At 45.2% G+C, this 21,797-nt stretch carries 15 protein-coding genes and 1 riboswitch; of the genes, 7 read left to right on the top strand and 8 right to left on the bottom strand.

Features of this window, described 5'->3' with window-relative positions:
• Positions 1-306: 306 nt before the first annotated feature.
• The 6 genes from NSQ55_RS10930 to NSQ55_RS10905 all read left to right on the top strand — a co-directional run bounded on the left by NSQ55_RS10930 (position 307) and on the right by NSQ55_RS10905 (position 6,918).
• Positions 307-1,332 (top strand): ABC transporter substrate-binding protein, encoded by a 1,026-nt coding sequence (locus NSQ55_RS10930; RefSeq protein WP_339173231.1) that lies wholly within the window; start codon positions 307-309, stop codon positions 1,330-1,332.
• 139 nt (positions 1,333-1,471) lie between these two features.
• Positions 1,472-3,139 carry an AraC family transcriptional regulator gene (locus tag NSQ55_RS10925; protein ID WP_339173228.1) on the top strand — a complete coding sequence of 556 codons (1,668 nt, stop codon included), beginning with the start codon at positions 1,472-1,474 and terminating at the stop codon, positions 3,137-3,139.
• A gap of 48 nt (positions 3,140-3,187) precedes the next feature.
• A riboswitch (cyclic di-AMP (ydaO/yuaA leader) is annotated at positions 3,188-3,329 on the top strand.
• Positions 3,330-3,469: 140 nt separating this feature from the next.
• Positions 3,470-4,639 carry a KamA family radical SAM protein gene (locus tag NSQ55_RS10920; protein WP_076187287.1) on the top strand — a complete coding sequence of 390 codons (1,170 nt, stop codon included), beginning with the start codon at positions 3,470-3,472 and terminating at the stop codon, positions 4,637-4,639.
• A 142-nt stretch (positions 4,640-4,781) separates the two neighbouring features.
• Positions 4,782-5,693: a YafY family protein gene (locus NSQ55_RS10915; RefSeq protein WP_076193790.1), complete on the top strand. Its 912-nt coding sequence runs from the start codon at positions 4,782-4,784 to the stop codon at positions 5,691-5,693.
• 83 nt (positions 5,694-5,776) lie between these two features.
• Positions 5,777-6,292, top strand: coding sequence for a DinB family protein (locus tag NSQ55_RS10910; RefSeq protein ID WP_339173223.1), 516 nt, complete (start codon positions 5,777-5,779; stop codon positions 6,290-6,292).
• Positions 6,293-6,348: 56 nt separating this feature from the next.
• On the top strand, positions 6,349-6,918 hold the full coding sequence (locus tag NSQ55_RS10905; RefSeq protein ID WP_339173220.1) for a YdeI/OmpD-associated family protein: 570 nt from the start codon (positions 6,349-6,351) through the stop codon (positions 6,916-6,918).
• Positions 6,919-7,109: 191 nt separating this feature from the next.
• Here the strand turns inward: NSQ55_RS10905 and NSQ55_RS10900 are convergent, their stop codons facing one another.
• From NSQ55_RS10900 to uvrA, 3 genes are all read right to left on the bottom strand, one after another.
• Complete coding sequence (locus NSQ55_RS10900) at positions 7,110-7,508, bottom strand: hypothetical protein (RefSeq protein WP_339173217.1); 399 nt, start codon at positions 7,506-7,508, stop codon at positions 7,110-7,112.
• 134 nt (positions 7,509-7,642) lie between these two features.
• The gene (locus NSQ55_RS10895) at positions 7,643-7,783 is read right to left on the bottom strand and encodes a hypothetical protein (protein WP_339173214.1); all 141 of its coding nucleotides are present in this window, start codon (positions 7,781-7,783) and stop codon (positions 7,643-7,645) included.
• A gap of 820 nt (positions 7,784-8,603) precedes the next feature.
• The gene (uvrA, locus tag NSQ55_RS10890) at positions 8,604-11,108 is read right to left on the bottom strand and encodes an excinuclease ABC subunit UvrA (protein ID WP_339173211.1); all 2,505 of its coding nucleotides are present in this window, start codon (positions 11,106-11,108) and stop codon (positions 8,604-8,606) included.
• Positions 11,109-11,365: 257 nt separating this feature from the next.
• Here uvrA and NSQ55_RS10885 point away from each other — a divergent pair, with 257 nt between their 5' ends.
• Positions 11,366-11,803 carry a MarR family transcriptional regulator gene (locus NSQ55_RS10885; RefSeq protein WP_076130010.1) on the top strand — a complete coding sequence of 146 codons (438 nt, stop codon included), beginning with the start codon at positions 11,366-11,368 and terminating at the stop codon, positions 11,801-11,803.
• Between the two features lie 69 nt (positions 11,804-11,872).
• On the opposite strand, the gene NSQ55_RS10880 is transcribed toward NSQ55_RS10885, so the two are convergent.
• The 5 genes from NSQ55_RS10880 to NSQ55_RS10860 form a co-directional block, all read right to left on the bottom strand.
• Entirely contained in the window at positions 11,873-14,626 is a 2,754-nt protein-coding gene (locus tag NSQ55_RS10880; RefSeq protein WP_339173208.1) for an alpha-mannosidase, read from the bottom strand.
• A gap of 45 nt (positions 14,627-14,671) precedes the next feature.
• Positions 14,672-17,824 carry a beta-galactosidase gene (locus tag NSQ55_RS10875; protein ID WP_339173205.1) on the bottom strand — a complete coding sequence of 1,051 codons (3,153 nt, stop codon included), beginning with the start codon at positions 17,822-17,824 and terminating at the stop codon, positions 14,672-14,674.
• Complete coding sequence (locus tag NSQ55_RS10870) at positions 17,821-19,140, bottom strand: glycoside hydrolase family 125 protein (RefSeq protein WP_339173202.1); 1,320 nt, start codon at positions 19,138-19,140, stop codon at positions 17,821-17,823. The genes NSQ55_RS10875 and NSQ55_RS10870 overlap by 4 nt, the downstream gene beginning before the upstream one ends.
• A 122-nt stretch (positions 19,141-19,262) precedes the next feature.
• On the bottom strand, positions 19,263-20,780 hold the full coding sequence (locus NSQ55_RS10865) for an ABC transporter substrate-binding protein (protein WP_076129999.1): 1,518 nt from the start codon (positions 20,778-20,780) through the stop codon (positions 19,263-19,265).
• A gap of 85 nt (positions 20,781-20,865) precedes the next feature.
• Complete coding sequence (locus NSQ55_RS10860; protein WP_038569957.1) at positions 20,866-21,789, bottom strand: carbohydrate ABC transporter permease; 924 nt, start codon at positions 21,787-21,789, stop codon at positions 20,866-20,868.
• Positions 21,790-21,797: the final 8 nt, after the last annotated feature.

Raw genomic sequence — 21,797 nt, 5'->3', positions numbered from 1 at the left:
TAACAGTAATCAGATTCAAAAAAACACCACAATCCTATGTGCTTCAAGGGATTCCTTTGCCAAGTTTATTATGAAGACAAGCTCCCTCTCTTTCTCTCGATTGCTGTTATTTAGAGTATTTTTCCAAGCAGCTAAAAATAATTCAAAATAATTTTAAACACATCCTTTTTACTTGATTGTACAAATCAAATTACGGGGTTATTTTTTGTCCATTGAGTAAAAAGAGGCTTTAATTTATGATAGTTTTTAATCGAGAATGATTATCATTATTGGTGGTCGTTACATATAATAGGGAGGCAATAAGATATGAACAAGGTACGACAGTCCTTCGCTGTGGTATGTGTACTATTTTTGCTGAGTACATTGCTACTGGCGTGCGGAAACTCAAAGGAACAATCCTCTGCCAATAGTACGGCAAACGCAACCGGGAACTCTTCCGCTGCAACCGCAGTACCTTCAGCAGAACCCTCAGATAGCAGTACAGATGAAGCAGCAGCGACTACTCGTTCCTATACAGATTACATAGGGCATACTGTAGAGATTCCGGTGAATCCGCAGCGAATTATCTATTCTGGAGAAACTTATGGCGATTTGCTCGCACTTGGTGTGCAGGCGGTAGGTTATCCTCTTTCTATGGGCGAAGGCCAGGTTTTTGAAGATCAATTACAAGGTGTGGAGGATGTAGGCTTCCCTATCAATCTGGAAAAAACATTGGAGCTTCAGCCTGACCTGATCATCTATGCGGGCACAGATGAAGCTGATTTCGAACAGCTCTCCAAAATTGCACCCACTATAATATTTGATACCTTTGCCCCACTCCAGGAACGTATGCTGGACATTGGTGGAATTGTTGGGAAAACGACTGAAGCAGAAGCATGGCTTGCGCAGTATAAAACCGCTGAAGAGAACATGTGGAAGCAATTGAAATCCGCAGGCATGAAAGAGGGCGAATCGGCTGCGGTCTTCACTTATTATCCAGGAGACAGACTGTTTATAATGGCAGCAACCGGACTTTCACAGGTACTCTATGGGGAGAATGGCTTCAAGGCAACTCCAGCTATTCAGAAGATCCTTGATGAAGGTAAAGGGTTCCAGGAAGTATCCATGGAAGTCCTGAAAGAATATGCCGGAGACCGGATATTCCTCTTGACTCCAGTGGCAGAAGAAGCAAAACAATCCACAGAGAATCTATTAAAGAGCCCTATCTGGAAGAGCCTTCCTGCCGTCAAGAACGGATATGTCTATACACAAGACATCATGAAGACTTCAAGTGATGCGACAACAAGAGAATGGCTGCTTGGCGAAATTCCACAGCTATTGAATATGAAATAACCTTCTGTGATGAAGAGTTTAACACAAGGCTGATAAAAAACTGCAAGAAGCATGTCAACAGCTGTTGATATGCTTCTTTTTTTTATATACAATGAATTCATTGATAATCATTCTCACCAAATGAACGGAGGCTGAACCCATGCTGCATACATCATCGTCCTGCCCCCCACTCCACTCTCTGCTATTTCAGCTAAACGAGGCCGAACTGATGATTCAAGCTGCCGATTCAAGCTCTATAACGCGTACAACCCAGGACTATACCCTTCTCATATTTACTGGAGGGAACGGACAATTGAACCTCGATGATCAAAGCGTGATACTAAGTACGGATAAATGTTATCTACTATCTCCTGGAATCTCCTATAGTACGGACAACCAGGAGCTGACGTTGTATTATTACCTCATCACCTTTACAGCAATTTATACAACCGAGCATCCTAAACGATATTCTGGAGAGCTGCTTTCCGGCAGACGGGAGTTAATTGTGCACCCGTTCACCAAGGTAATCCGACTAGTCGAAGACCTGCTCATGAACAGGAATAACACCGATGATGTACAACAATTCAAGCGACAATTAAAATTCCAAGAATTGCTGCTGCTACTTTTTGAGCATAATTACCCTTCCAAACACCTGCCAAGTCCTACGGAATCCGTAGAAAAGACCATAACATTCATTCAGGAGCATTATACAGAGAGTATCACCGTGAAGCAGTTAGCTGAACTGGCGGGAATATCAATCTGGCAATATACACCGATCTTTCAGCAGCTTACGGGTAAAAAGCCGCTTGAATACCTGACGGATCTGCGCATTAATCATTCCAAACGATTCCTGCAGGAATCGACTGAACCACTGCGGGAAATCGCCAGACTGGTCGGCTTCTCGGACGAATACTATTTCAGCCGCCGCTTTCGGCAAAAAACCGGAGTTACACCCGGACAATATGCACATCAGCAAAGTCGTAAGCTTACCGTCAAGGATTGGACGGGTCATGAGGTGGAGATTCCAGAGCGAGCGAAACGTATTGTCTATCATGGCGAAACACTTGGCGACCTTCTCGCGTTAGGCGTAAAGCCTATCGGTGGAGATGAAGCGTTCGCCCGGAACAGCGTCTATAAACATCGGCTTAAGAAGCTCGCCAACGTCGGGTTTCCACTGGACCCGCAGTTGACCGCTTCCCTAAACCCAGATTTGATCATTTTGGCAAATAGTGATGAAAGAGCCTACAGAGCAGTTTCTGGTATCGCTCCGACACTCACCTTTGATTCCTTTGCGCCTCTCGACAACCGAATGCGGACATTAGGCAGTTGGCTAGGTAAACAGCGCGAAGCCGAAGCATGGCTGGAGTCATTCACAATCAAAAACGCTGCCATGTGGCAGCAGCTTTACACGACAACCCTTCAAGTTGGAGAAACCGCCTCTGCTTTGGTCTATGATCATGGAGATCATCTATATGCTATGGGAATGTCCGGATTCTCCACTGCGCTTTATGCCCCATGTGGTTTACAACCGACCGAAGAGATCCAGGCCATATTGGACGAAGAGTTAGGGTTCGCCGAAGTTGATCCAACGCGACTGCCTGCCTACGCCGGAGATCATATCTTCATGCTCATTCCGGAACGCAAAGACTCGCGAGCTGCGATGGAACGATTACTAGACAGTTCACTTTGGAACAGTCTCCCGGCAGTACGTCAGGAACATGTTTATCTGCTCGACGGAAGCAAATGGAACTCTAGTGATGCGTTAACCCGGGAGAAGCTGCTAACGCTGTTGCCAAAACTACTCGGCGGAAGTAGCGCTAGCAATTAAAGGTGAATCTAGGATTCTCTTTTGACTTTTCAAAACTTCATAGGGTATACTTTATCTACGCTTAATTTCCAACTTTTACAGTTGAAAAGCGGGGGAACCAGTTAATTGGGGCGAATCATTGAGCATTAGAATGTAGGGTACCATCTTACCCGAGTCCGTCAGCTAACCTCGTCAGCAGTGGATGGGTCTGCTTTTCATGTTATTTACATAACCAGAGACCCTTGCTAAGGGTCTCTTTTTGTGCTTTTTTTGGACCCTGCTGGCAGTAGATTGGCCTTTGACACTAAGGCTCCCTCATTTCTCACACTACGAGACAAAGGAGAGATGTACGTGCAAAAGGTAAAGTACTTCACGGATATTAACAAAATAGCTATGTTGTCTGAGCTGGAAAAAGAGAATCTGAAAGAAATTACGGACAAATTTGTTTTTCGTGTAAATGACTACTATCTGTCTTTAATTAACTGGGATGATCCAAATGATCCCATCCGTAAGCTGGTTATTCCTAACGAAGGTGAACTGCTGGAATATGGGCGCTGGGACGCCTCCGATGAGGACACGAATTATGTGGTACCTGGTTGTCAGCACAAGTATAGAACAACTGCACTGCTGATTGTATCCGAGGTCTGCGGGGCTTATTGCCGCTACTGTTTCCGTAAGCGTCTGTTCCGAAATGACGTGAAAGAGGCGATGGCTGATGTCTCTCCGGGCTTGGAGTATATCGCAAAGAATCCGGAGATTAACAACGTACTTCTTACGGGCGGGGACAGTTTAATTCTCTCCACACCGAAGCTAAGATCCATTATTGAAAATCTAAGAAGCATTGAGCATGTTAAGATCATTAGACTAGGTTCCAAAATTCCCGTATTTAATCCGATGCGGATCTCTGAAGACGAAGAGCTGCTGGAGCTGATTCGTACTTACTCTACCGAAGACAAACGAATCTATGTTATGGCGCACATCAATCATCCTCGTGAAATCACACCTGAAGCCAAAAAAGCATTTAAAGCTCTCCACAACGCAGGGGCAATTGTCGTAAATCAGACCCCCATCCTCAAAGGCATCAACGATGATCCCGTTATTTTAGGGGAACTACTGGACCGGCTTTCATGGGCTGGCGTTACACCCTACTACTTCTTTGTGAACCGGCCCGTAGCCGGAAACCGAGATTTCGTATTACCGCTCGAGCAAGTCTATCAAATTGTAGAAGAAGCCAAAGCCAGAACCTCAGGACTTGGCAAAAGAGTACGCTTATCCATGAGCCACACCTCAGGAAAAATAGAAATTCTCGCCATTGATAACGGGAAAGCCTATCTCAAATACCATCAATCCAGAGATCAGGAATACGGAAAATTTATGATTCTAGATTGTCCAAAGGACGCCGAATGGTTCGATGACCTGCCTGGGAATGAGCAATATTGGACCCCACCTGTGAAAAAAAACGATGCTATTATTTCTGTTAATGATTTATCAGGCGAGCCTGCGGATTTAATCTGTAAATAGATTAATCAGCTCTGTCAGACTCTGTCATAGGATATTTCTTCATCACCAACAACAAAACTCCTCCCGCCCAAAATTAGCCCGAAAAAATCTATGATATAATCACGCTGTAACACGAAATGGACTAATGGGTGGGAATGCACACATGAAATTGGAACGATTGATTTCTATGATCTATAAACTATTGAACCACGAAGTTTTATCTGCCTCCAAGCTGGCTGAAGAGTTTCAGGTTTCCCAGCGAACAATCTATAGGGATATCGATGTGATTTGTGCCGCTGGCATCCCGGTCGTATCGTATCAGGGTACTAAAGGTGGATATGGCATCATGGACGGATATAAAATGGATAAAAGCCTGCTCCGTTCGTATGATGTCACTTCTCTGATTACTGTACTTAACAGTCTTTCTTCCGTGTTTGAAGATGAGCATACGCAAGGAACCATTGAACGGCTGCAAACGATTGGAACGGAGCCACAGACCTCTAGTCTCGCGGTGGATCTTGAAACCCGGCGTACGGATCCTGACGCACTTCCTCTTTTACGTGCGGCTATTGCGGAACGAAATGTTGTCCGTTTTGATTACATCAGTGTAAAAAATGAACGTACAACCCGTGAAATGGAACCAGTAAAGCTTCATTTTAAATATAGCAACTGGTACATCTATGGTTATTGCCGGGCTCGGCAGGACTATCGGGAGTTCCGACTTTCCCGGATGCTGAATTTGTTCCTGACGCAGGATACCTTTCATTCGCAACATGAGGTACCCAAAGAGGCCGGCTGTTCAAACAGGGCAGATCAGGTGGAGGAAATAGTGATCCGGGTAGGCCCTGAGGCTTTGGCAGAAGCTTTGGATCAGTTTCATCAAGTCGACAAGGAATTTCATTCCGATAAAAGCATGACGATGCGAATTCCTGTGTATAAGCCATTGGAAGCACGTTGGCTTTGGTCCATTCTGCTGAGTTTTGGCAGCGGCGCCGAAGTCCTCGAACCCCCTGCATTGCGAGGTATTTTAAAAGAGCAGCTTCAAAACACACTCAAACTTTATGAAGAAGTATGACAGTCTGATGTCATACTTCTTCTTTTATATTAACTACAGTAACAAAAAACAAATCCATGACCATTCAAAAGGAGAATGTACGAATGACAAATTATCCAGTAGAAATGTTTAAATACCACACATGGGCAAACCAAACTATCCTGGGGAGAATCAAGGAACTCCCGCCTTCTGTGCTAAGTCAAGAAGTGAACAGCTCATTTCCCACCATCGCTCATGCCCTTAGCCATATCTATGCGGTTGATACGATGTGGTATCTTGTATTAACAGGCACTGCCATGCCAGAGGCTTTTCAACAAAGTATCCCGCTAAATTTGAGCATTCTAGATTCTGTGGATGAATACGTAAATATCTTTGCCCAGCTATCAGAACAATACAAAGCATGGTTACACAACCAATCCGATTTGGAGCAAACCATTCTGCTTGACAATCCATTCGCCGGAATCCGCCAAACACGCCAATCAGAAATTGTGTTGCAAGTCGCCAATCACGGGACTTATCATAGAGGCAATGTATCTACTATGTTACGGCAGTTAGGCCATGCTTCCACCATGAATGACTATGCTCTTTTTTGGTATCAGGTTCCTGCGGAAGCTATTTAATCTCGGATGGGCAAGACGCTCCACTCCATACCTAGAAAGGAAATTGTATTTTAATTATGGAGATTGAAAATCTAATTACAGTGAAAACGAGAGAAGATTTAAGAGTTTGGCTGCAGGAGAATTGTAAGACTGAACAATCTTGTTGGGTATTCGTTAGTATGACGCCAAACCCAGAAACGTTGCTATATTTGGACGTAGTTGAGGAATGTTTGTGTTTTGGATGGATCGATGGAGTGAAAAAGAAAATTTCGGAAACGGAGCTGGCGCAAAGACTCTCTCCCCGAAGCAACAAAAGCTCTTGGACTGAATTGAATAAAGAGCGTGTCCGCCGCCTCGAAAAGCTGGGGTTAATGAGTGCTGAAGGAAAACGGGTACTTCCTGATATGAACCCTGATTCTTTTATAGTAGATAAGATTATAGAGCAAAGGCTAAAAGAGGACAGGCAAGTATATGAGAATTTCACGGCCTTTCCAGCCCTTTATAAAAGAGTTCGGATCGACACGATCCAAAGCAATAAACATCAGCCAGATTTATTTAAGAGTAAATTAGACAAATTCATAGCAAACACTAAAGAAAATAAAATGTACGGGCAATGGCATGATAATGGACGTCTGCTAGATTATTAAGCTGCGCTAGATGCATGATCTCCTGCTGAGGCTTTCGGACTCCAATGACGCTATTTACTAATTTATCGCCTTTTCAGCAACTCATCGGACTCCAGCGCAGCTATTTCTTAGAAACAGGCTCTTATACGGTGATTTTTCCGCCATTAGGAGCTATGCGGTCCGATAATACTCCAAATGGCGGATTTTCCTGCTTATAAGGTGTGCTGGGTCCGATACGCCGAAGAATGATCATTCGCTGGGTCTATTGCTACTGTTACTGCTACTGTTACTGTTACTGTTACTGCTACTGTTACTGTTACTGCTACTGTTACTGTTACTGCTACTGTTACTGCTACTGTTACTGCTACTGCTACTGCTACTGCTACTGCTACTGCTACTGCTACTGCTACTGCTACTGCTACTGCTACTGCTACTGCTACTGCTACTGCTACTGCTACTGCTACTGCTACTGCTACTGCTACTGCTACTGCTACTGCTACTGCTACTGCTACTGCTACTGCTACTGCTACTGCTACTGCTACTGCTACTGCTACTGCTACTGCTACTGCTACTGCTACTGCTACTGCTACTGCTACTGCTACTGCTACCATGATCTCCTGCTGAGGCTTTCGGACTCCAATGACGCTATTTACTAATTTGTCGCCTTTTCAGCAACTTATCGGACCCCAGTGCAGCTATTCCTTAGAAATGGGCTCTTATACGGTGATTTTTCCGCCAATAGGAGCTATGCGGTCCGATAATACTCCAAATGGCGGATTTTCCTGCTTATAAGGTCTGCTGGGTCCGATACCGCCGAAGTATGATCATTCGCTGGGTCTATTGCTACTGTTACTGCTACTGCTACTGCTATTGCTACTGATACCATGATCTCCTGCTGAGGCATTCGGACTCCAATGACGCTATTTACTAATTTATCGCCTTTTCAGCAACTCATCGGACACCAGCGCAGCTATTTCTTAGAAAGGGGCTCTTATACGGTGATTTTTCCGCCATTAGGAGCTATGCGGTCCGATAATACTCCAAATGGCGGATTTTCCTGCTTATAAGGTCTGCTGGGTCCGATACCGCCGAAGTATGATCATTCGCTGGGTCTATTGCTACTACTGCTATTGCTACTGATACCATGATCTCCTGCTGAGGCTTTCGGACTCCAATGACGCTATTTACTAATTTATCGCCTTTTCACCAACTTATCGGACCCCAGTGCAGCTATTCCTTAGAAACTGGCTCTTATACGGTGATTTTCCCGCCAATAGGAGCTATGCGGTCCGATAATACTCCAAATGGCGGATTTTCCTGCTTATAACGTCTGCTGAGTCCGATACGCCGAAGCATGATCATACGTTGGTCTCCTGAGTCCGACACGCCGAAGAATGATCATTCGCTGGTCTGCTGAGTCCGATACCGCCGAAGCATAGTCTTTCGCTGTCTTTCGCTGTCTTTCGCTGTCTTTCGCTGTCTTTCGCTGTCTTTCGCTGTCTGATGCTACCGTATCCTAATCATCTGCGGATCAAACACCATTGACTCATGATCATCTCTTATTCCGAAAGTGCTAAGTACGCGCGAATGAGATTGGTTCAGACGTTCAGACGAAGTTTAGAGTTGAGAGCAGAGGTTTGGTTTAAGTTCAAAAAAAGAGAGGTACCCTAGCCATTTTCATGGCTTTGGGCACCTCTTTTATTAAGTTACAGCCCTTCAGCCAGAATCCGTTTCAGGAACATCCCTGTGTAGGATTCCCGCACTTCAGCAACCTGCTCCGGTGTACCTTCAGCTACAAGCTTACCGCCCACAACGCCACCTTCAGGGCCAATATCAATCACCCAGTCGGACTCCCGAATCAGCTCTAAGCTGTGCTCCACAACTACGACAGTATTTCCCGTATCAACCAATTTGCTCAATAAGGTATGGAGCTGCTTGATGTCTGACGGATGAAGGCCTGTTGTTGGTTCGTCAAGCAGATAGAGCGTATGGTTTTTGGAAGGTTTGCTCAGCTCTTTAGCCAGTCTAATCCGTTGCCCTTCACCACCGGATAAGGTTTTGACAGATTGTCCCCATTTAAGGTAACCGAGACCCACCTCACACAATGTCTCGATAATCCCCGCCATTTTGGCTTCCGACTTAAGAATCGGCAAGCTTTCCTGTACGGACATGTCCAGCAGATCCGAGATGGAATATCCATCATATTTCACCTGGAGAACCTCATCCGTAAATCTTCTCCCCTTGCATGCGTGGCATTTAACCTCCAGATCGGGTAAGAAATTCATGTCTACAGTCAGCACCCCAAGACCCTGACAGGTTTCGCAGCGTCCACCCGGTGTGTTAAAGGAAAAATGCTTGGAGGTCAGTTTTCTTTTTTTCGCCTCCGGCAATGCAGCAAACAGCTGGCGCAGATGTGTGAATACATCTGTATATGTCGCTACATTAGAACGCAACATTCTACCCATGGGCGATTGGTCAAAGATCACTATATTTCCAACCTGATCTAAGCCCGCAATCTCCGCACAGCCTATTTGCTCATGTTCTTTCGCACTGCCTTGCGCAAGAATATCAAAGACTAGTGTCGACTTGCCTGAACCCGAAACCCCAGTTACAGAAACTAGACAATCTAGAGGGAATGAAACCTCCGGGATATCAATATTCCGGTACTGTGCCTGTCGGATGGTGATTTGTTTTCCGTCACCTTTCCGGCGAACGTATGCAGCAGTCTTATTACGCTCTTCTCTAAGATAGGCTCCCGTAACAGAAGTCTCGCTTGCCATCAAATCCTCAATGCTGCCCTCGCCAACAACTTGCCCTCCGTCCAGACCAGCACCCGGACCCATATCAATAATATGATCGGCAGCGCGCATCATCTCAATATCATGCTCGATAACGAGCACCGTATTACCCAAATCGCGCAGCTCCTGAAGCACACGAATGAGGCCAACAGTATCCCGCGGATGAAGCCCGGTCGTCGGTTCATCTAGAATGTATAACACTCCAGTCAGACCTGACCCCAGCAATGAGGCAAGGCGCAGCCGCTGTGCCTCTCCACCAGAGAGGGAGACCGTCTGACGGTTCATGGAAAGATAACCAAGACCAACATCGATAATCCGTTTTAGTCGGGTAGGCATATCGTGAAGGATGGGTTCAAGCAGATGAAGTCCCTCGGCGGGCAAAGCCGCCTGCAAGCCTTTCGTCCACTCGTAAACATCGCTTAATGGCCAATCCGATAGCTCCGTAATCGATGCGCCAGCTACCCGAACGAGACGAACTTCTTTTTTTAGGCGAGCGCCAAGGCATTCTGGGCATTGCTGCTCATGAAAAAATCCGCCGTCTTTTTCCTGTGTACCAGCTTCTCCTTCCTTCTCCTTGTATCGCCGCCACAAACCAGGAATGACGCCTTCAAATTTGGTGCCTTGAATCGGCTTAACATTGGGAAAATGGCGCTTAAACGCCTCACTTTCCACTCCGTAATATAACAAGTCGCGCTGAATTTCGCCGTAATCTTTTAAGGGCTGATCCGGGTCAAACTCAAAGCCAAAATGCTTGCCAGCAGCCACTAATATACGCATCTGTATATCACGATGAACACCATTCAGCGAGGCCACCCCACCCTCACGCATACTAAGCTCTGGATTAAACACCGCCGCTTCATTTATAGTTGCCACAGATCCAACACCACCGCAGGCTTCACAAGCTCCCTCCGGCTTATTAAAAGAAAAGTGGGACATGCCCAGCTTCTCAAGCTCAGCTCCGCAATGCGGACAACCCATCGTTTGACCATGCATTTCCTCGTCTTCCTCGATCAGCAATCCCCTCGCTTCAAAAGAAGGTGGAATGCTGCCACTACAGGAAGGGCAAACCCGCTCGCCTAATCTGGAAAAGATAAACCGGACAAACGTATAGATGTCGGTGACTGTCCCAACTGTCGAACGGGGATTACGATTGGTGACATGTTGTCCAACACTAATGGACGGAGACAGTCCAATAATAGACTCCACCTTTGGTTTGCTGATCGTATCTGACGTCATGCCCATGGAATCCAAATACTGTCTTTGGCATTCCCGCTGAAGTGTATCCATAGCTAACGTCGATTTCCCTGATCCCGAAGGTCCTGTCAGGACAACTAGCTTATACTTAGGAATCGTGAGCGAGACATTTTTCAGATTATTCTCTCTTGCCCCTTTAATAACAATAGTCTCTTTCACATCTATTCCCCTCTCAACTCAACCTACTGGTTCGTAATTATATCTTCTATCCATATGGTTCCCCAAAGCTGTTGTATTGCAATTATTTTGCAAAACATTTCTAATTTCGATAGAATGTATTTGATAAATCACAAAATTTTCGAATAACTTTATAATCTAATATCTTGACTATCAAGATATAATTATTTTAAAAGGAGCGTTATCTTTTGTCAAGCCACGAACAACCTACACCAGAGCAGGAACAATTCACCTTGCTTATGCGCAGTTTGGGAAACCGAACGGTATTGTACCAACAAAATGTAGCCGCCTCACTTGGGTTATACAATAATGATTTCTTATCTATAGATATTCTACGGGAGAAAGGTCCTATCACTGCTGGAGAACTGTCTAAATTAACCGGTCTGACCACAGGCAGTGTTACGGCATTAATAGACCGGCTCGAAAAAAATGGCTATGTCCGCAGACAAAATGACCCGAATGACCGCCGTAAAGTGATTATTGTGCCATTATATGAGAATAAAGATGATGTCATTAATACGTACCAACCGCTCCATACCGCCATGGTTAAGCTCGCAGCTTCTTATACGGATGAAGAGCTCGCCCTTATTTCGCAGTTTTTAGGCCAAGCAAGTGCAGTTCTGGAAGAGCAGATTGATCAGCTTGGATCCACTGCGCGCGGCAAATCTTCTTCCTAAGATACGCATTTATACAAAAAGGACGATATCCAAAAGTCATACGACTCTCTGGATACCGTCCTTTTTCATTTATTTTCTAATACCAATCGTTACAATTTCGCATGGACCGATCTGTAAGTCAAAGCTACCTTTCTCATCACTAGTGACTGGGTGGCTCTCCTCTTCTAGAATCGTCGTTTTATAGAAATACTGCTGCGGAATAATCGAATGGAAGGCCAGGTTGGTGTTCTGCTGACTCATGTTGTACCAACGCAGCAGTATGTCTCCAGTCTGCTCGTTCATTTTCAGTGAAGAAAATGCGAGTTCCCTACTCTCCCAATCAAATGGAGTATACACCGGCGCAACCACGCCTGCATGTACATCTGTCGGGCATACAATCCACGGAACCTGGAATTGGTAAGCTTCAGCATAAGCACCAGAAGTTATACCCTCACCTGTGTGCGGGATTAGCTCCATACGAACAACGTGCTCTCCAAGACACTGCGCTTCTGGAGTAGGGAATAGCCCCCAGTCACCAAGTTCGCCAACAGAACGTAGCAGTGTAATCGCAATAGTGTTACGCCCATCTCGCAGCACTTCATATTCATTTAATCCAAAATTAGCGACGGTTAGACCCGCTTTCCCATCACTAATATCAACAAAGGCTTGCTGATGTTGCGTGTTACTCGGATTCTTCCATTCTGTGGCTGGTTCAATATTCCGCTCAGCAACCTCGAACATCGAATCTACACGATGCGTGGCAGCGTTCAAATCTGTTGGAAACAGTATACGAATCCGGTGATCTTTGGCCTGGTTATCTATTGTCGTTTCGATATGCAATCCCTTTCCGCCCCGCTCCAAGGTGATTACAGTACGAAGTTTTAGAATGACTGTGTCACTACTGCGCTGAGCTTTGCGCTCCGGATAGTAAACCAGTGCACGCTGCTCCTCATCCAGCTTATCATCTGCCGAGGCTGGAATCTCCCAGTTATGGTTAATTTCTATAGCGGCGCGAAACGATGTATTTTCCAGTACACAAATGTTAGCCTTCAGTCCTTTAGTCGTCAAAGCTTGTTCGGCCTCTGGCTGTTTGTACATATATTCATTGCCGATATCCCCAGTGTTTTCATATACGCCAAGATCGTTATAGGTCACTCCACTAGTTTTGTCACTTAGCATAAACGAACCATCATCATTAATGACTATCTTGATAACGTCATTTTCCAGCACCCGATCTCCATATAGCAAAGATTCAGCGGCTATTGGCAGTTTTGCATCTGCTCGGCGAACCCAAGCATATGATCGAAGACCTAGCGCAGGAACTTCTACGGCTTCAAAGGTAAGTCTTACCCGGCGGCACATATACGGCTGACGGAACTTATCATCTGGCAAATCATAACCAAACTGAAGCCCCAAGTCCTCCAGCTGGCAGGCAATGTTATTCCCTTGATCGTCTACTAACACACGACCGTGCAAGTCAATTCCAGTCATACGGCTAGCCGTTTCTTCCAGAGAGAATCCTTCTCGCAAATATAGACGCGCCACATCAAGTTCTACGCTCACAGTACCCGTGCGACTCCAACCCGTCATATTCATCGCTACTAATGGAAGCACGTCTTCACCATATGTGGTAAACCCGGACGTATCCACAGCTTCTGCAATCACTCGTTTACTATCCTCAACAATGGTCTCTGCCACATGACGGCTTTTGTCAAAACGGGTGACCATCTCACGGTGTACCTCATCCACGCTGCATCCACAAATACTATCATGCGGATGATTCTGCATTAATGTCTTCCATGCATAGGTGAACAGATGATGGGGGTACTCTTTGCCCAGTAAATGTGCGAACGAAGCAAGTGGCTCGGCCAACTTTTCAAGCAAGATTTGCCCTTCCTGATTCATCTGTTTCAAATAGACACGAGCAGACGCGGTATTCACTAACGTACCCCATCCATCGGTATGCTGGCTCCGCAGTTCGCCCTTTACAGTCGACAGATTGCTACGATCCATTACACCCTCTAGGGCCTTAAGGTAATCAGGAAAGTTCGAATGAATGAACTCCATATCTGGATACAACCACTTCGCAGTTTCGATAGCCTCTGGCAAATCCAGTTGAGCCGGCTGATGATCGCAACCATTCATGAACAGCAGCTCACCTGTAGAGGCAAACTTCCGCGCATCTGCCAGCTTTTTCTCCCAGAACACTTTGGCTTCTGCTTCATTTACAGGCACTTCGTTTCCGTTAGAATACCAATTGGCAAATAGAATGCCGAGCACTTTTGATCCATCAGGGCCTTCCCAAATCAGCTCCGAGAATGAGGATTCGTAACCTCCATCCGACACCGTATTATTGAATCCAGTGGGCTTCACACCTCTTCCAAAAAAGGCATTATTGATGCCGGATTGCAGCATTAATTGTGGAGTCTGGCCGACTAGACCAAAGGTGTCCGGAAAATAACCGATTTTGGAGGGTTCCCCGTAACGCTTCGAATCCTGATGGCCAATCTGCATATTACGAACATTGGCCTCCCCACTAGTAAGGAACGCATCCTGCAAAATATACCAAGGTCCTATTAGAAGGCGACCTTCCGTAATATATTTCTGTAGCCGCTCTTGATTTTCTGGACGTACCTGAAGATAATCTTCCAGAATAATCGTCTGTCCATCCAGATAGAAACTCTTAAATTCGTTATCCTCATCCAACCGGTTCAGTAATTCATCAACCAGTTTCACTAAGCGTACATGATGCTTCTCATAGGGAAGATACCATTCCCGGTCCCAGTGTGTATGGGAAATGATATGGGCTGTCTGAGGGCTAATAGATTGTTTTGAACTTTCCAAAGTGAAGACCTCCTTATATGCAATGCGTTCTATCTACCAAGATGCTTAATGTAGAAGATGTGGATAATTGACATGAATCTCGACTTCCTGCGGGCGATAAACACCAAGCAAATCTCCTTTACTATCCGTAGCAAAGAGAACAGAACGTTCCTGTTCCAACACGAACGAATAAGTTCGGCCAGTGGCTGAATCCTTCACCTCGATCTTTGCATCTTGGGCATATTCCGACACGAAGGTAAAAAGTGCACCCGTAGCAAAGCTCAGTTTTCGTCCGTAGATACCCGCTAAGTCCCCACCACTAATCCATTCAAAATCACGTTCCACAAAAGCAGCATTAACCGCGTAGCGGTAAAGTGCAGCCGTAGTATCCCTACGCTCACTCAATTCAACTGGCAGTGGACTCCATAGGAGTCGACCCTTGCCCAGCGGAAGGTTCACGACAGTGTCTATAGTAGAACTTCCACCATTTTTTTGAATGATCGTTTCCTTCGTCACCTCAGCTATCCGGCGGTGGCCGAAAGAGACAGGCAGTACTTGACCTTGAAGCATAAGCACTTCTTCGCGGCGCACATTACGCAATTCACGTTTGCCAAGAATATTACTCAACCGATCCGAAGAACGCCAGTAGGCATCAATGCCTAACGGTCCAGTGGCAAGCAATACCGCTCCTGTCTCTTCAACGATATGTAACAACCGTTCCATCGCTGCATCAGCGAAGTTATGCGCGCTTGGCAGTATAATCAGCTTCGCAGGGTTCTTCTCCAAATCATCTAGGTGGTATTCAGAAGCCCCCCGAAAAGACATCTTGAGCTCATAAGACAGAATGCGGGTAAGCTCTGCTGTAGACGCAAAAGCCAACTTTCGATTAGAGAAATCATTCGAATAAGGGAACACCACCGCAATCTCTTCCAATTTCCGATTACCAAATATATCACGGATACCTTCTATAAACTTCCCGAAATCATAAGATACGTCTGCCTCAGGCTTCTCGGTTCCATCCGCTCTCAGCGCTCCGATATGGGACTCATTCGCATTATCCATATAGAAATTCGTATTCCAGATCCAGTGAATAGCTCCCGCACCTGCCGTTCCAAAAGCGTAAGCATACTTGCGTTCCAGCAAATTCCGCAGCTCTTGTTCTGAACGTTTGGCTCGGCCATCTGGAGTTTCTACATACATGACGCCAGTCTCCTGAATTAGGTTTGGCTTATTGGGGGTTTTGGCAAAAATGCCATCCCATATCAAATAGTCGTTAAACCACCAGGAGTGCACAGTAGTGTAATCTACCGCTTCCTCATAGAAAAACGGCGAAGGACGCTGCGCTCCTAGTCCCTCATCCTGGCCAACCGTAACCATCTGAGCTGGACATTGCTCCTTAATGGTATCGTATAATTGCTTCACCCAACGGTTATGCATTTCCATAGAGAACAAACAATAATCCAACCAGCGTGTCCCCCTCTTAGCACTGTGCATATCTTGTACGTCGAAGTTCATCTCTTTTGCTTCAGGCAGCCCTGCAGAAGCAAAGTCCGGAAGCTGTGCGGGCGTCATATTCCAGCGTTCCTGCAGCACTTCGATTACACCATGTCTTTCTTGTAGCCATTCCCTAAAAGCTTGTCGCTCAAAGCGATCATGGCATGAACTCGGGCCGTCCGAGAAAATACGGTCCGGATCAAACATCGACGGTTCATTAATAAGATCCCAGTCTACATTCGAAGAATCTTTATGACGAGATACAATAGACCGAATGAACCGCTTCTGAGCTTCCACACTTTGTGGGTCCAGATAAGGGTTCACCCCTCCCCACGTTTCCGGTGTGAAGGAGAAAAACGTGAACGTCACCTGAAGATCATGCTTTTTCGCCGTCATGATGAAGGCGTCGATCGCCCGCAATACTTCTTCCGAGACATGTCCATCGTCTTGCATCACATTGCGATAAGCTGTCCAGATCCCTGTACGGATCCAGTTAATCCCGGCCTTCCGCATCTGGCCCATATCACGATCCCAAACTCCGACGTTCGGCAGAAAAAGAAATTTTCGCGCCACATCACTCGCCATATAAGTCATGCCGACCACTGGTAGCGGACGCCCATCTTTTATAAAATAATCTCTGCCGCTCGTTACCGGATGGCCTGCTGCCAGCAGCTCAGGAGCATGACCCCAGAACCCTTGGCGCAGAATGCGAACCTCACCATCACTGGCTTCTGCTTCACAGACAATCTGGTAGAGGCCCCTACTTATCTCCAAAGGAATAGGCAGACGCACCATGTTTAGTTCTGCATTCGCCTTCATTTCCAAACTCTGAGACCACTTCAAAGAGGTATCTGATTCATGCTCTACATGAATTGTGAAATTCCATGTATCTTCATTTCGCATAGAAGGTCTCACTCGTTCAAGCTGCTGAATCTGAAGGGTTAGGGAAGCACGTTCTCCTGATTCATAAGACGCGTAATTGGGCTTAACCCACATTTCCGTAACACCCTTGCTGCAGAAACGCGCCCAATTGGATATCGCGGAAGGACCTTTTTGCTCCCAAAAAGAAGCTGTTGCAGGTGTATTTACGAACAGCCAGCGTGAACCTGCATACAAACCGCTCGTATTCTCCCAAAGAACCACTGGGGCAGCGGTTTCTCGACCCTCGGACGTAATTCCCTTTAAGAGCGGGTAAATCCGTGTGCTCATCGGACCTGCCGAGCCCATTTGATGTGGTAAATCACTCGTCTTTGTCGTATGTGGCACGAGGTTCCATGTGTCCGCACTCGTTAGAAAAAGAGATTCTTGACCCTTAAGCAGAGGAATGACATCCAAGGCAAGCAATGAATGGTTGCGTGAGCATTCAACACGAAGTGCCTCATGAATATACAGCTCCTGATGATAGGAAGTCTGCTCCGCTTCGACATGCCATCGGCCATTTTCCCAACGAACAGGTTGTTTGAAGGGTGCGCCTCCAATGCTAATCAACCCGCCACCTCTTTGCAGGTATTCAAGAATGGCTATCCAGGCCGCTTTCGGGAAATAGGGTGCATGCAGATTGATGAAACAGCCGCCTTTCGTTTCGCATAGCGTTTGTGCAAGCTGATTCTCACTTACAATAGATCCGAACTCACTCATGGATGTAATCGCATCGCTAGGAATGGGACTGGAAATTGGAAAATCAGAATCATAAAATATGATTACAGGTCTGCTCAGGCTGCTCATAGTAGTCCTTCCTTCATCATTTTATAGACAAGTTGGGAGAACAGACTATTGGACCAGGCGAACCATTTTCTAGTGAACGTATTCGGATCATTAACATGGAATCCCTCATGCATAAAGCCAGTATCCGCATCCGTAGCTTCTAACATCGCAAGCATCTCCAGCTTTTCTTCCTTAGTTGAAGCCGTCAAACCTTGCATCGATAATGCCATATGCCAGATGTAGTCTTTGGGAGTATGCGGACTGCCGATTCCCTTCGCTGCGGTTCCTTCAAAATAAAAAGGATTCTCCTTGCTCAGAGCAAATCGTCTCGTATTCTGATAAATTTCATCCTCTGCGGTAACATAGCCGAGATAAGGAATCGACAGGAGTCCTGGTGTTCCCGCATCATCCATCAAGCAGTAGTTGCCATAACCATCGGTCTCGTAGGCGTAGATTGGACCGAATTTCGGATGACGATAAATACCATACAATTGAATTCCATGATCAATCTCAGCTTCTAATGCTTTAAGCTGTTCCAGAAATTCAAGATCACGGAATACCCATTCAGCGAATTCCTGCATATGACGTAATGCAACAACAGCGAACATATTCCCCGGGATGTTGTAATGAAAGTCGCATGCATCATCACTCGAGCGGAATCCCGACCAGACCATACCCGTGTAATTAACAGGCATACCTAGACCGTTATTACGCAGTGTATCTTCAGGAATCCCATTGTTACGCGTAAACCGGTATGGAGATAATTCACTATGGCGCTGTTCAGTTTTGAACAGGTTGAATATTTTGATCATTGCTGCCTTAAATCCGGCGTCGAATATATCAGCCTTTCCGGTTTCTTTCCAATAGGCATAAGCCAGACGCATGGAAAAACAAAGAGAATCGATCTCGAATTTACGCTCCCACACCCAGGGGGACATTTCCGTAATATCGCTAGTGCTCCAATGCCAATCATTCGCTGTCTCATTAAACGCATTGGCGTACGGATCGATATGAATATACTCGATATGACGTTTAATTAACCCGCCAATAATCCGCTGAAGATCGGGATCGTTTTTAGCAAAGGGCACGTAGTGCATAACCTGCTCCACAGAGTCTCGCAACCAAGAAGCTGGGATATCTCCTGTAATTACAAACGTTGTCCCATCATCCATAAGCTTAGTCGTTGTCTCAAGCGTATTGGGAAAACAGTTCTTAAAAAGCTGCAACAGCTTCGGCCGATGAGCTAACTTCTCCTCTGCTTCGTTCAATACTTCTTGAACCGCTTGAGGAAGCGGCAGCTTCGGCATAGAGATGGTGGGAAGTCGGAATTGTTCCATATTCTCACTCCTTCATAATAAATGGGGATAGATAGAGAGACGGGCAGCATAGCTGCCCGTCTCCACTAATCCTATTTGTGTTACCTTTAGTGATTAATCTTAGGCGTGTTACGTTCATTAGCTTATTTCTTTGTCTGGTTCCACTCATCAAGTTGCTTTTGAACTTCTGCAATGACTTTATCAAGTCCAGCTTCTTTAAATTTCTTCGCTGCTTTTGGCAGATATGTTTTAGGATCAACAGAACCTGTGTATAGCGCTGGCATAAATTCTTTAGTTACGTTGTTGATAGCCGCTACTTCTGTTTTTACAGGTGTAGGATCAAATGCAAAACCGAAGGTAGGGGCTTCTTTTGAAGAATCATTAAACTTCTTGAAAGCATCCCATTTATCAGCAGGGTCATCAGCATGCAGATAAGTCAGTAACATGTTCCCAAGTGTGAAGCCTGGCATTGCATAGCTATCTTGCATAGCTGGCAGATCTTCAATGACATTGTCAGAGATTTTCTTATAATGTGTTCCTTCAATACCATAGTTGAGCAAATTGCGTAAGTACTTATCTGTATTCAAAAGATTCAAGAACATCATCGCGCGCTCAGGATCACCTGAGGTTACGGAAATCGCGTGCATCGAACCTGCGGCGGACTGTGTATATACATAAGGCTCATGCATAGGCGAAGTTACAATTTCATAACCTGCTGAACGAGACCAACCTTTTTCTGCATAAGGCTGTGTAATTTCGCGATCGGCAAACCATTTACCGGTCTTAATGTTATCAATACCTTCAAGTGTTGCAACGTCTGGGCGTAAGTAACCTGCTGTGTAAAGTCTACGCATCGTATCTAACGATGTTGCAAGTTCAGGTGTCTCCAGAATATTAACAACCTTGCCATCTGTGGAATCCATATAGACCCCGATAGGTAGCTCATCACCTAGTACATAGTCAAATGGCATAAATGGTTTAAAGCCTTTAGGAACAGCTAGCGGTGTAATATCAGCCGGCTCGTTCTCTTTAATCGTTTTAAGAAGTGGCTCTAGATCATCCAATGTACGGATATTGGAAATGTCCATGTTGTATTTATCAACATATTTCTTATTGAAGCGCCATACCCATTGCTGTCCAAGCTCCTTATTTACAGGAACACCATAGATCTCACCTTTAATCTTAGTTCCTTCTAAGAAACGAGGGTCCAAAACTTCTTTCGTTTCCTTACCATACTTATCTAACAGATCATTCAGACCCAGGAAAGTACCATTAGCTGCGTTACGGCGGAAATCATTTGTCCAAGAAGAGGTAAAGGCAATATCATAAGGCTCACCAGAAGCGGTGATGACTTGCATCTTCTTATCGTAATCGCCCCAATCGAACATCGTAATGTTCAACGTCGCGTTAATTTTTTCTTGGGTATATTTATTAACTTCTTTTAAGACAAGATCCAAATCCTTTTGAGGTCCACCAATTAAATACATCTTCAACTCATATGGCTTTAATTCTGATGTGTTCCCTGCTGAATTCCCTGCTGCCGCTGAATTGTTTGTTTCTTTAGCAGCATTTGTATTATTATTCGAACCACATCCAGCTAGAAGGCCAGAAAAAAGCATTGTCCCTGCAAGAGCGAGTGTTAAGCCTTTTTTCATTTTCATTTCTATTTTCCCCCTTTAGATTAATGAACGCTTTATTTATATCGATTCCTGTCCTAGCGATTCGAATAAATACATCTTAGTAGTGTTACTCCTTTAAAGAGCCCACGGTTAAGCCTTGTACAAAATACTTTTGGAAGAACGGATACGCTAGTGCTATAGGTAAGGTCGCCAGTACAACCATCGCCATACGAACGGTTTCTGTTGGCAAGGTTGCAGCAATCTCAAAGCTTGATCCCATCTGCATACTGTTCTGAATGACAAACTCCATATTATTCTGAATTCGCATCAGCATCGCTTGGAGTGGAACAAGACTCGCATCATCTATATACAGCAGGGCATTAAACCAATCATTCCAATAGCCCAGCGTACAGAACAATCCAATCGTTGCAATCCCCGGTAAAGAGATTGGAAGTACAATTTGCAGGAAGGTCCGAAACTCACCAGACCCATCAATTTTGGCAGCCTCAATGAGTGCATCAGGTACGCTAGTCTGGAAGAAGGTCCGCATTACTAGAATAAAGAATGCATTCATCGCTATGGGCAATATTAAAGCCCATATCGTGTTGTACAAATGTAAAAACTGCGTAGCCACGATATAGTTGGGAACCATTCCGCCTGAGAATAACATCGTGAAGAAGGCGAAGAAGCTGAAATAATTACGATAGCGAAATGATCTTCGAGAGAGAACATACGCATAAGTTGTTATTAGAAATAAACTAATGAGCGTACCTAGTACAGTAACCATCAAAGTAACTCCAAAGGAACGAAGCAATTGATCACCTGTGTTAAAAACAAACTGATAAGCTGCTAAACTATATTTTTCGGGTAACAAGCTAAATCCATTTAGAGCAAGTACTTTCTCATCTGTAAAAGAAATGGCTATGACAAACAAGAACGGAAACACACAAGTAAAAGCGAAGATGCCAATTATAATATTGAGTACCACATTCCATAAAGGAGTAATGGCGTTGTTGTCGATTTCTTTTGGCTTACGTTTGAATACTGCCATAACGTCAC

Origin of the sequence: Paenibacillus sp. FSL H7-0943, from assembly GCF_037963265.1 — a bacterium.
GTDB lineage: Bacteria > Bacillota > Bacilli > Paenibacillales > Paenibacillaceae > Paenibacillus_AQ > Paenibacillus_AQ odorifer.
This window is presented reverse-complemented; position numbering and strand designations above follow the sequence as displayed.